This window comes from Arthrobacter sp. P1_D12 (genome assembly GCF_056406175.1).
In genome coordinates this window covers 1-12,120 of sequence record NZ_JBFUAR010000034.1, presented here as the reverse complement: position 1 = coordinate 12,120, position 12,120 = coordinate 1, and the positions used below count along the sequence as shown (strand labels likewise).

8 protein-coding genes and 1 pseudogene are annotated in these 12,120 nt (G+C 68.1%); 5 read left to right on the top strand and 4 right to left on the bottom strand.

The genetic code is table 11. From position 1 onward, the window contains the following. The first annotated feature begins 198 nt into the window (after positions 1-198). The gene (locus AC1DZV_RS20470) at positions 199-2,517 is read left to right on the top strand and encodes a RelA/SpoT family protein (RefSeq protein ID WP_476949760.1); all 2,319 of its coding nucleotides are present in this window, start codon (positions 199-201) and stop codon (positions 2,515-2,517) included. A 41-nt stretch (positions 2,518-2,558) separates the two neighbouring features. On the opposite strand, the gene AC1DZV_RS20465 is transcribed toward AC1DZV_RS20470, so the two are convergent. From AC1DZV_RS20465 to AC1DZV_RS20455, 3 genes are all read right to left on the bottom strand, one after another. Then, positions 2,559-3,239, bottom strand: coding sequence for a hypothetical protein (locus AC1DZV_RS20465; RefSeq protein ID WP_476949396.1), 681 nt, complete (start codon positions 3,237-3,239; stop codon positions 2,559-2,561). 95 nt (positions 3,240-3,334) lie between these two features. Further along, positions 3,335-5,002, bottom strand: a complete 1,668-nt coding sequence (locus AC1DZV_RS20460) for a DUF349 domain-containing protein (RefSeq protein ID WP_476949397.1) — start codon at positions 5,000-5,002, stop codon at positions 3,335-3,337. A 61-nt stretch (positions 5,003-5,063) separates the two neighbouring features. Then, on the bottom strand, positions 5,064-5,870 hold the full coding sequence (locus AC1DZV_RS20455) for a peptidylprolyl isomerase (protein WP_476949398.1): 807 nt from the start codon (positions 5,868-5,870) through the stop codon (positions 5,064-5,066). 278 nt (positions 5,871-6,148) lie between these two features. Between AC1DZV_RS20455 and hisS the strand changes: the two genes are divergently transcribed. Then, the gene (gene hisS / locus AC1DZV_RS20450; RefSeq protein WP_476949399.1) at positions 6,149-7,489 is read left to right on the top strand and encodes a histidine--tRNA ligase; all 1,341 of its coding nucleotides are present in this window, start codon (positions 6,149-6,151) and stop codon (positions 7,487-7,489) included. Here hisS and AC1DZV_RS20445 read toward each other — a convergent pair. After that, positions 7,486-8,901 (bottom strand): APC family permease, encoded by a 1,416-nt coding sequence (locus tag AC1DZV_RS20445; protein ID WP_476954465.1) that lies wholly within the window; start codon positions 8,899-8,901, stop codon positions 7,486-7,488. The genes hisS and AC1DZV_RS20445 overlap by 4 nt on opposite strands. Before the next feature lie 123 nt (positions 8,902-9,024). On the opposite strand from AC1DZV_RS20445, the gene aspS reads away from it, so the two are divergent. From aspS to AC1DZV_RS20430, 3 genes and pseudogenes are all read left to right on the top strand, one after another. Further along, the gene (gene aspS / locus AC1DZV_RS20440) at positions 9,025-10,809 is read left to right on the top strand and encodes an aspartate--tRNA ligase (RefSeq protein ID WP_476954464.1); all 1,785 of its coding nucleotides are present in this window, start codon (positions 9,025-9,027) and stop codon (positions 10,807-10,809) included. A gap of 95 nt (positions 10,810-10,904) precedes the next feature. Next, complete coding sequence (locus tag AC1DZV_RS20435) at positions 10,905-11,747, top strand: GNAT family N-acetyltransferase (protein WP_476949402.1); 843 nt, start codon at positions 10,905-10,907, stop codon at positions 11,745-11,747. Positions 11,748-11,867: 120 nt separating this feature from the next. Continuing rightward, positions 11,868-12,120, top strand: a pseudogene (locus AC1DZV_RS20430) (HNH endonuclease signature motif containing protein); the annotation flags it as partial.

Here is a 12,120-nt window from a genome sequence, read left to right as displayed (position 1 = left end):
TAAACGGGCCGGAGACCGTCGTTTTCGACGGCCTCCGGCCCGTCGCCGTATCCCCGCCGGTTATCGAAGTATCCTGCTGCGGGAATACACTTGAATAATTAACCGGTCGCGAGAGGTGCTCCATTGGAAGAACGTTCGACGCCGGTGCCGGAGGCACCTGCGGACAAGGGCCAAGGCCAGGGTTCACAGACTGGCCTGGTGGTTCCCGGACGCCCCGATGTTCCCGTGCCGGTGGACAATTCCGGTGCCCGGCCCACTTTTCCCGGCCGGCGCGAGCGCACGAGGTCCCGCCTTGCCCGGCTGACGGGTCGTGGTGCTCCGGCCTACTCGCCGATTTTGGAGCCGTTGCTGCGCACTGTGCGCGCCAACAACCCCAAAGAGGATTTCGATCTCATCCAGCGCGCCTTCGTGGTCGCCGAGCGCTGCCACCGGGGCCAGAAGCGCAAGAGCGGCGACCCGTACATCACCCACCCCGTCGCAGTGGCCACCATCCTCGCCGAACTCGGCCTCAGCGGCACCACGCTGGCCGCCGCACTGCTGCACGACACCGTCGAAGACACGTCCTACACCCTCGCCGACCTCAAGACCGAGTTCGGCCCGGAAGTGGCCATGCTGGTGGACGGCGTCACGAAGCTGGACAAGGTCAGCTTCGGTGAGGCGGCCCAGTCCGAGACCGTGCGCAAAATGGTCGTCGCCATGGCCAAGGACATCCGCGTCCTGATGATCAAACTCGCTGACCGGCTCCACAACGCCCGCACGTGGCGTTTTGTCTCTGCTGAGTCCTCGGCCCGCAAGGCCCGGGAAACGCTGGAAATCTTCGCGCCGCTGGCCCACCGGCTTGGCATGAACACCATCAAATGGGAGCTGGAGGACCTGTCCTTCGCTGCCCTCTATCCCAAGGTGTACGAGGAAATCGTGCGCATGGTGGGGGACCGGACCCCGGAACGCGAAAAGAACCTGTCGGTCATCCGCAACCAGATCACCGAGGACCTCAGGGCCGCGAAGATCAAGGCCACGATCACCGGGCGGCCAAAGCACTACTACTCGATCTACCAGAAGATGATCGTCCGCGACAAAGACTTCGACGACATCAACGACCTCATGGGCGTGCGAGTCCTGGTCGATTCTGTCCGGGACTGTTACGCGGCCCTGGGCGCGATGCACTCGCGCTGGAACCCCCTGCCCGGGCGGTTCAAGGACTACATCGCGATGCCCAAATTCAACATGTACCAGTCGCTGCACACCACGGTGATCGGCCCCGGCGGCAAGCCGGTGGAAATCCAGATCCGCACCCACGAGATGCACCGCCGGGCCGAGTACGGCGTCGCCGCGCACTGGAAGTACAAGGACCAGCCGAACCGGACGGCGGCCGGCCCCGGCAGCCCGCGCGACGGCGACATGGGCTGGCTGCGTTCCCTCGTGGACTGGCAGCAGGAAACGTCGGACCCCGGCGAATTCCTTGACTCCCTGCGCTTTGAAATCAACGCCCGGGAAGTTTTCGTCTTCACCCCGAAGGGCGAGGTCATGGCCCTCCCCGCCGGGTCCACGCCCGTCGACTTCGCGTACGCCGTGCACACCGAGGTGGGCCACCGGACTATCGGCGCACGCGTCAACGGCAAGCTCGTTCCGCTCAACAGCGAACTGAACCACGGCGACTGGGTCGAGATCTTCACCTCGAAGGCCGAAGGCGCCGGCCCCAGCCAGGACTGGCAGCACTTCGTCAAGAGTGCCCGGGCCCGGAACAAGATCAGGCAATGGTTCAGCAAGGAACGCCGCGAGGAAGCGATTGACCGCGGCAAGGACCTGCTGACCAAAGCGATGCGGAAGCAAAACCTCCCGCTGCAGCGGCTCATGACCCACGACGCCCTCGCGGCGATCGCCGAGGACTTCAAATACGCGGACATCTCCGGGCTCTACGCCGGCGTGGGCGACGGCCACACCTCCGCCCAGTCCGTGATGGAACGCCTGGTGGAGAGCCTTGGCGGGAACGAGCATCCGGATGATGCCCTCACCGAGGTCTCCATCCCCACCCAGGTCAGCAAGGCCCGGTTCTCCGATTCCGGCGTCGTTGTCCGCGGTGTGGACGACGTCTGGGTCAAGCTTGCCCGGTGCTGCACGCCGGTCCCGCCGGATCCGATCCTGGGCTTCGTCACGCGTGGCTCCGGGGTCTCCGTGCACCGGACCGACTGCACCAACGTGAGCGGCCTGATGGACCAGCCGGACAGGATCGTGGAGGTTGACTGGGCCCCCACACAGTCCAGCGTGTTCCTGGTGGAAATCCAGGTCGAGGCGCTGGACCGCAAATCGCTGCTCTCCGACGTCACCCGGGTGCTCTCGGAAAACCACGTCAACATTCTGGCGGCGAGCGTGCACACGTCCACGGACCGGGTGGCAATCTCGAAGTTTGCCTTCGAGATGGGCGACCCGAAGTACCTCAGCCACGTGCTCAGCGCGGTCCGCAGGATCGACGGCGTCTTCGACGTGTACCGCACCACCGGAAACCGCCGCCGCAGCTGACCCGGCAGTTCAGGCCTCGGTCCACCGCTTTCTGCACGGGATCAATCTGGCGCCGCAAGCTCTGCCGCTAGGGCGGCGAGCTTCGCCAGGGCCGCCCGCTTATGCGGAACGCGCGGACTCGCCTCCACGGCGAGCCTGAGCAGCCGCAGGCGGACGCCCAGCCCGGGACGAGCCAACAGCGCACTGAGGGCCGGCACGGCCCGCTCCGCGTCCACGTGCATCGCCACGTCCACGGCCGTGCGCAGCGGGCTGGACACCATCATGCCTCCCATGCTCACGACGTCGTACGGCCCCAGCCGAACTTCGTGGAAGGTGCAGCCGCGCACGGACCGCAGACTGGAGATCCGCCGGTTGGCGTCAACCAGCAGCGCCAGGCGGTCCGGCTCCGTGGCACACCCATAGATCCATGCCGCGGTCATCCGGCCCGCCACGACCCGCTGCCGGATCGCCGGGGCCACCATCAGGGACGCGGCCCGCGCACGAAGCTGCGGACTGGCATGGGACCCGGGCGGCAGGTAGCCGCGCTGATACAGCTGCGTCAGCACGCCGTCGGCGGCCATGGCCTGCAGCTCCGGCCAGGAGAACAGCGCGCCGGGGGAGTAGAGCTCGCAGTGATCCGGCCCCGCACCTGGACTTGGAGCCGCCGGCACCGGATCTCCCGGCACCAGGGCGTGCCGGCCCGGAACCGGCGGAGCGGTGGGAGCGCGGGGCATGATTACCATTCCGCCATCGTTCCCGTTTCCCCGGACATAGAACAGGCCCCGTACCGGTCATGTGGATAACCGAAACGGGGCCCGGACTGGCGTCCTGGATGCGGCTAGGAGAGTTCGCTCGCTGAGCGCTCGAGCTGCTCCAGCCAGGCCTGGCGTGCCTCGAGGGCTTCCCGGGCGGCCTTGATCTTGCGCTCGTCGCCGGCCTTCTCCGCCTTGGCCAGATCTTCCTTGAGGCCGGCGATGGCGGCCTCGAGCTGGGTGAGGGCGCTGTTGGTGCGCGCCTTCGTCTCCGGGTTGGAGCGCTTCCAGTTTTCGTCCTCGGCGTGGCGGACAGCGTCCTCCACCTTCCGCAGGCCGGCCTCGATGCGGCCCATGTCGGCACGCGGCACCTTGCCGGCTTCTTCCCAGCGGTCCCGGATGGACTGCAGTGCCCTCTTGGCTGCCGCGAGATCCTTGATCGGCAGGAGCTCGTTGGCTTCCACCAGGAGCGCTTCCTTTACCACCAGGTTCGCACCGTATTCCTGGTCGATCTCGTCGTTGGCTGCCTGGCGGTTGGTGAAGAAGACGTCCTGTGCGGCGCGGAAGCGGGCCCACAGCGCGTCGTCGTCCTTGCGGCTGGCGCGGGGTGAGGCTTTCCACTCATCCATCAGGCGGCGGTACTCGCCGGCGGCAAAACCCCAGTCGGTCGAGGACGAAAGGGCCTCGGCCTCGGTGATCAGCTTCTCCTTTGCGGCCTTGGCCGCCGAATTGTTGCTGTCCAGCTGGGAGAAGTACGCGCGGCGGTGCCGGTCAAACACCGTGCGGGCGGCGCGGAACCGCTTCCACAGTGCGTCCTCATTGCTGCGGCCGAGCCGGACGCCGCTCTTCTGGGCGGTCTTCCAGCTCTCGAAGAGTTCGTTCATCCGCGCGCTGGAGGTCTTCCACTGGATCTGCGCCGGATCGTGGCCGGCAATTTCCTCGGCCTCGGCCACGATGGCCTCGCGGGCGGCAAGCTCAGCGGCGCGGACAGCGTCGTGCTCGGCCTTCTCAGCCTTTTCCAGCTCGCCGATCTGTGTCACCAGAGCGTCCAGTCGGGCCTCGGCGGAGCGGATGTCGCCCACCATGTTCCGCTCGGCGAGCTGCTCGCGCAGGTGCGTGACGGTCTTCTGCATGTCCGCGGTGGGCGCCTTGGAGCTCACCCGCTGTTCCAGCAGGACGATCTGGGCCACAACGTCCTCGAACTTCCGGGCGAAGTAGCCCAGGGCCTCATCCTCGCTGACCCCCGGGTACTGGCCTACGGGGTATTCCGTGCCGTCAACGGTCAGGAAGACGTGGCCGTCGCCTTCAACACGGCCCCAGCGGGCCGCTTCGGCCAGTGAGGCTGCGGAGGACACGGCCGCCGGGGCCGGAGCCGGTGCGGCCGTAGACGGCTTGGCCTTCGGCCGGCCGGCAAACGCTGCCGGGCTCGGTGCGGGACGGGCGGCCGGCGCGGGAACCGGGGCGGCGGTGGCTTCGGCTTGGTCAACAGGCTCCGCCTTCGCCGCCGGCTCGGCGGGTTCCGCCGGCTCGGCAGGTTCTGCCGGAACGGTGGGCACAGTGGGCTCGGATGCCTCGGTAAGTTCCTCACCGGCTGCGGCGGGTTCCTCGCCGGCCGCGGCTGGTGCCTCGGGTGCCGCAGTCTCGCCGTCGGCGTCTACGGCAGCGCCTGCACTCTCGGCGGGGGTTGCCTCGGTTTCGGTTTCGTTGGCAGCTGCTGTTGCCAATGTTTCGTCGGATTTCTGACTGTCTGTCACCGCTAGAAGTCTTTCGCTTGGAGGGAAATACCGGGACCAGGGCCTTGAGGGCCGCGGCTGGTTACTTCAGTGAGAACGAGTCTATCGTGACTGGTTCCACAGGTGCGCCGTCGGTGGCGTTGTCGCCGGGCTTCAGTCCGGCGGCGGCAATACCGCCCACCACGTCGAGTCCAGAGGTCACCTTGCCCACCACCGTATAGCCCCCGGCGGCATCCGCTGGAATGACGGTGTCCTTGTACACAATGAAGAATTGGGTGCCGTTGCCGTTGGCGTTCCCGCCGGTCCGGGCCACTGCGATGGTTCCGGCGGGGTACTTGTTGTCCGTCGGGGTGTTTTCCAGCGGGCCCCAGGTGTAGCTCGGGTCGCTGCTGCCGTCGCCGGCCTTGGAACCGCACTGGAGTACGCCGAAGTTCTCGGCCGTGGTCAGCCGGTGGCAGCTGACGCCGTCGTAGAACTTTTGGTCGGCAAGGGATTTGAAGACCGCCGCGGCCTGGGGGGCCTTCGTGCCGTCGAGTTCGACGCCGAGCGTGCCGCGGTTCAGCTTGAGCTCGCCCGTGAACGTCTTACCCGCGGCGGTCTCCGGCTTGGGGATGTTCGCGCCGTTCGTCGGGGCCGCTGTGGGTGAGGCGGATGCCGACGGGCTGTTCAGTCCCTCCTGCGCGGCCGCGAATTCCTCTTCGGTCGGGTTTGAGGCGAAGGCGGTCAGCTGAAGCACCAAGGCCAGGCCAATTGCTGCCGTGCCAGCGCTGATGGCGAAGACGTTGTCGCGCTTGCGGCGCTTGTCCTGGTCCCGGCGCAGGCCGCGCCTGGCCTCCATCTGCTGGACGCGCCGCTTCGCCTCGCGTGCGCTGCGTGAACTGGCCGCCAAAGGTCCTCCTGGTTGTATGGCCGCCACCATGACGGGGCCGTAGGCGCCGTCGCGGTAGCAGCAGCAAGCTGCCGGCAGTCCCGCCGGGTCCGGCTCCGTTGGAAGAAGCAGGCGCCGAACGCATAAACTGACTGCCGCACACAGTTTATGCACGACTGGCCGGTCTGCCGCTTATCTTCGTTACGTTTCGACAGAGAGAATGCCGCCTGACGCCCGCGCCCGAAGATACTGCAGTAGCAACGAGATACCGCAGTGGTAACCAGAGGAGAAATTTCACCATGGCACGCACAGCCTCCCTGTCAGGATTCCCCGAGTGGCTTCCCGAGGAGCGGCTGGTGGAACTCCATGTGCTGGACACGCTGCGCCGGACCTTCGAACTCCATGGTTTCTCCTCGATCGAGACCCGCGCCGTGGAGACGGTGGGCCAGTTGCTGCGCAAGGGCGAAATCGACAAAGAGGTCTACGGCCTCAGCCGGCTCCAGGACGATGAGGACTCCGCGGCCAAGTTCGACCCGCACGCCCTTGCCCTGCACTTCGACCTCACCGTGCCCTTCGCCCGGTACGTCGTGGAAAACGCCGGCTACCTGGCGTTCCCGTTCCGCCGCTACCAGATCCAGAAGGTCTGGCGCGGCGAACGTCCCCAGGAGGGACGGGCCCGCGAGTTCACCCAGGCGGACATCGACGTCGTCGGCGACGGCGAACTGCCGTTCCGGTACGACGTCGAAATCGCGCTGGTGATTGCGGAGGCGCTCAACGCGCTGCCCATCCCCGACTTCCTGCTGCGGATCAACAACCGCAAGCTGGCCGAGGGCTTCTACACCGGGATCGGCCTCACGGACACCGCGGGCGTCCTGCGCAGCATCGACAAACTCGAGAAGGTCGGGCCGGCGAAGGTGGCCGAGTTGCTCAAGGAGGAACTCGGCGCCACTGACGATCAGGCGCAGGCTGCCCTGAAGCTCGCGGGCATCCGCACCACGGACACGTCCTTTGTGGAGCAGGTCCGGGCGCTGGGCGTCACCAACGAGCTGTTGGAGGAAGGCCTGAACGAGCTGGAGCAGGTCATTGCGGCCGCTGTCCAGCACGCGCCGGGTCGGGTCGTCGCCGATCTCAGCATCGCCCGCGGCCTCGATTACTACACCGGCACCGTGGTGGAAACCGTCCTGGTGGGGCACGAGCAGCTGGGCTCGATCTGCTCCGGCGGCCGCTACGACGCGCTGGCGAGCAAGGGCAACCGCAAGTTCCCCGGCGTCGGACTCTCCATCGGCGTGACCCGGCTGGTGTCGCGGATCCTGAGCCAGGACCTGGCCAAGGCCACGCGCTCCGTGCCGACCGCCGTGCTCGTGACGCTGAACAACGACGACAGCTGGGCCGCCGCACAGGATGTCGCGGCGCAGCTGCGCAGCCGGGGCATCGCCACGGAGGTCGCCGCGAAGGCCGAGAAGTTCGGCAAGCAGATCAAGTTCGCCGACCGTCGCGGCATTCCGTTTGTCTGGTTCACTGACGACGACGGCAAGCACCAGGTCAAAGACATCCGTACGGGCGAGCAGTACGACGCCGACCCGGACTCGTGGACGCCCTCCGGGGAGGACCTGCACGTGCGCGTAATCGCCGCGAGCTAGGTCTTCCGGGCAGGCCCGTTAGTGTCCCGCGTCCTGCGCACCAGCAGGACGAGGAACCGCCCGGCCACCCCTGCCGCCAGCACCGCCGCCATGAACAGCACGGAGGCCGGCGGCAGGGTGACGGCCAGGACCAGGCAGCCGAGGAAACCCAGCACGTTGAGCCAGCGCGGCGCATGCCAGGGGCGGCCGGCCAGCGTGAAAGCCGCGGCGTTCGTCACGGCGTAATAGACCAGCACGCCGAAGCTGGAAAATCCGACCACGGTCATCACGTCGGTGCTCAGCAGCAGGACCACGACGGCGGCCGCGACGGCCAGTTCCGCCGTGAACGGGACGGTGCGGGCGCGGCCCACCCTGGCCAGCGGGGCGGGCAGGTCCCGTTCCCGCGCCATCGCCAACGTGGTCCGGCCGACCCCGGTGATCAGGGCCAGCAGCGCGCCGAGGCAGGCCGCCGCCGCTCCGGCCTGGACGAACGGGACGCCGGCGCCGAGGCGGGAGACCGCCACCGCGTCCAGCAGCGGCGCCGTCGAACCCGCCAGCTGCTGCGGGGGCAGGTGCCACTGCAGCAGCGCGGCCAGGCCAAGGTAGATCACGAAGGCCCCGGCCAGTGCGGCCAGGATGGCCCGCGGGATGGTACGGGCGGGATCCTTGACCTCCTCGCCGAGGGTGGCGATCCGCGCATAACCCGCGAAGGCGAAGAACATCAGCCCCGCCGCGGGAAGGACGCCCCAGCCGCCGGAGGGCGGCGCGGGATAGGCCGGCGCCGCCGACACGGCGGGGGCGCCCTCCGGGTGCGGACCGAGCAGGGAGGCCACGGCGACGAAGACGAGCGTGGCCAACACGACGGCCAGCAGGATCCTGGTCAGCACTGCGGTCCGCGTGATGCCGAGCAGATTAACTCCCGTGAGGACGACGACGCCGGCGACCGCCAGCGGCGTGGCATAGGCCGGCGCCACGTAGTGCCCGAACGTCAGCGCCATCGCCGCGCAGGACGCCGTCTTACCCGTGATGAAACCCCAGCCAGCAATGAAGCCCGGCCACTGGCCGAGCTGCCGGCGCCCGTACACGTAAGTTCCCCCGCTGTCGGGGTACCTCGCCGCCAACTGCGCCGACGCGACGGCATTGCAGTAGGCGATGACGCCGGCCACGGCCACGGCAAGTGTCAGCAGCGGCCCGGCCAGGGCTGCGGCGGGGGAGAACACGACGAACACGCCGGCGCCCAGCATCGAACCCAGGCCAATTGCCGTGGAATCGAACACGCCGAGGCGGCGCTGCAGCCGCTGGGGTGGCCGCTGCGGGCCGGGGCGGCCGCCGGGCTGATCGCGGGGCTGGTCACCGGACTGGCCGGGGGGCTGGTCACCGGGCTGGCCGGGGGGCTGGTCACCGGGCTGGGTTCCGTTGTGCCGGGTTGCCATGGCAAAAGGGGCCTTTCCAACGGGTAAACTCGAACGGGATCGTTCCCGTAGCGATCCTATTAGAACGTCATTGTTTTGATATCGCTTTTGATTTTCCCTCTGTCTTCTTCAGAAAGGCGTGCTGTGCTGCGCACACATGACCTCGGATCACTTCGCTCCGAGCACATTGGACAAACCGTAACCCTCGCCGGCTGGGTCGGCCGGCGTCGTGACCACGGTGGTGTCGCATTCGTTGACCTGCGCGACGCGTCCGGCGTCGCCCAGGTTGTGGTCCGCGAAGAAGAGGTCTTCCACGGACTGCGCAACGAGTATGTGCTGCAGATCGTCGGCACCGTCTCCCAGCGTCCCGAAGGCAACGAGAACCCGGCGCTTCCCACCGGCGAGATCGAGGTCATGGCCGAGAAGGTAACGATCCTCAACACCTCGGACCCGCTGCCGTTCCAGATCGACGAACACGTTGAGGTGGGCGAGGAAGCACGCCTGAAGCACCGCTACCTGGACCTGCGCCGCCCCGGCCCCGCCCGTAACCTGCGCCTGCGTTCGGAAGCCAACCGGGTGGCCCGCGAACTGCTCCACCAGGACGGCTACGTGGAGATCGAAACCCCCACGCTGACCCGTTCGACGCCGGAAGGCGCCCGCGACTTTGTGGTTCCCGCCCGCCTGGCGCCGGGTTCCTGGTACGCGCTGCCGCAGTCCCCGCAGCTGTTCAAGCAGCTCCTTCAGGTGGGCGGCTTCGAAAAGTACTACCAGATCGCCCGTTGCTACCGCGATGAAGACTTCCGCGCGGACCGCCAGCCGGAATTCACCCAGCTGGACATCGAGGCCAGCTTCGTGGAACAGGACGACATCATCCGTCTGGGCGAGAACATCGTCAAGGCCCTGTGGAAGCTGATCGATGTCGAGATCCCGACGCCGATCCAGCGCATCACCTACCATGACGCCATGGCCCGCTACGGCTCGGACAAGCCGGACCTGCGCTTCGGCCAGGAGCTCACCGAGCTGACCGAATTCTTCAAGGACACCAATTTCGGTGTCTTCAAGGCGCCTTACGTCGGCGCCGTCGTCATGCCCGGCGGCGCCTCCCAGGCCCGCCGGGCCCTCGACGCCTGGCAGGAGTGGGCCAAGCAGCGCGGCGCCAAGGGCCTGGCGTACGTCCTGTACAAGGAGGACGGCGAACTCGCCGGTCCCGTCGCCAAGAACTTCACCGAGGCCGAGCGGGCGGGCCTCGCCGACGCCGTCGGCGCCAGGCCCGGTGACTGCATCTTCTTCGCAGCCGGCGAGAAGACCCCGTCCCGCGCGCTCCTCGGCGCTGCCCGCGTCGAGATCGGCCACCGTACCGGGCTCATCAACCCCACTGACTGGGCCTTCTGCTGGGTCGTGGACGCGCCGATGTTCGAGCCGGCCGCCGCCGCGGTCGCCTCCGGCGACGTCGCCGTCGGCGCAGGCAAGTGGACCGCCGTCCACCACGCGTTCACCTCGCCCAAGCCCGAGTTCATGGACTCCTTCGACACCGATCCCGAATCGGCGCTGTCCTACGCCTACGACATCGTCTGCAACGGCAACGAAATTGGCGGCGGCTCGATCCGTATCCACGAGCGCGACGTCCAGGAACGCGTCTTCGAGCTCATGGGCCTGGACAAGGAAGACGCCCAGACCAAGTTCGGCTTCCTGCTGGAGGGCTTCAAGTTCGGAGCCCCTCCGCACGGCGGCATCGCCTTCGGCTGGGACCGCGTCGTTGCCCTGCTGGCCGGCGTGGAGTCCATCCGCGACGTCATCGCGTTCCCGAAGTCCGGCGGCGGCTTCGATCCGCTGACCCAGGCTCCCGCTCCCATTACGGCGCAGCAGCGCAAGGAAGCCGGCGTCGACTTCAAGCCGCAGCCCAAGAAGCCTGAGGACGGTAGGGACTAGCCTGCGAGCTTCAGCGGCAGGGGCTCCCCGGGCAGCCGGGGAGCCCCTGCCGTCTGTCATTTGTTGCCCGCATTCGTCCCGGACGGAGTAGCTCAATGAACCTGGACCCGCACCCCGGGCTGATACTTGGATCCATCCCCGGGCTGGAGACGCTGATGGATGCAGCGTGGCCTGCCGTGGAGCGCGAGGAATCCGGCGGGTGGGTGCTGCGGGCGGCATCAGGGGTGACCCAGCGGGCGAACTCGGTCTGGCCGAGGGACCCCGGCGAGGATCCGCACCGGCAGCTCGCCGCAGTCCGCGACGCCCGGCTTTGGTACCGCAGCCGGCGGCTTCCGCTCATCTTCCAAATTTTTGAGGGCCCACGCCATGCGGCGCTCAACGCGGTGCTCGACGCCGAAGGGTTCACCCGGCAGTCCGAAACCCTGGTGCTCGTCCATGTTCCCGGTGCTGAGCCCGGACCGGAGTCCGGCGCGGACTCCGGCGGCCCCGAACCTGCCGTGGAAATTTCGGCCCAGCCGTCGGCGGAATGGCTGGAACTGTGGTGGAGAGTCGACGGCCGCGGGGGAGCGGACGAGCTCGCCGTGGCCCGCGGCATTCTCGAAGGGTGCCCCTCGCTGTACGCTCTGGTGCGGGACGACGGCGGCGCACCGGCCGCCGTCGCACGCCTCGCCTTGCCCAACGCCGGCCCGTCCGGGCACGGGTGGGGCGGGCTGTACTGCATGGCCACGCGTCCGGATGCGCGGCGTCGGGGCTATGGCGGCCGGGTGGTCCGGGCGCTGCTGCACGAGGGCGGGGCCCGCGGCCTGGCGGGGTACTGGCTGCTGGTCATGGCCTCCAACGCCGGTGCCCGTGAGCTGTACGCCGGCGCCGGCTTCCGCGAGGCCGGCGGCTACCTCTACCGTCAGGACAGGCCCAAGCGGCATTTGACCGGCTGCTAAGGATTCCGGCACCGCCGTTCAGGTCACTCCGGTGTCGCGGGATGTCCCTCGGCTCAATGCTCACGCTCGAGGACAGCCTATGTCGCTATTTCTGTCGGTGCCTCCTGAGATGATCTGAGTGTGGAGAGCAGGACAGTGTTGAGTGCGGAGAGCGGGGCGGCCGTGGAGGCCGTCGCCGCCTCTGTTGCCGCGCTGGCTGCCTTGGCCGGATCGGCCGCTAGCGACGATGCGCCTGCTGCCGACCCGGTGGGAGACGGCGATCCGTTGCGGCGGCTGGCGGACGGTTGCTTGGACGGGCTCGCCGAGGTCGCCCGGATGGAGGCCCGGACCGCGGCGCTGAGGGTGCGGCTGGCCGCCGACTACGCGCACGCAA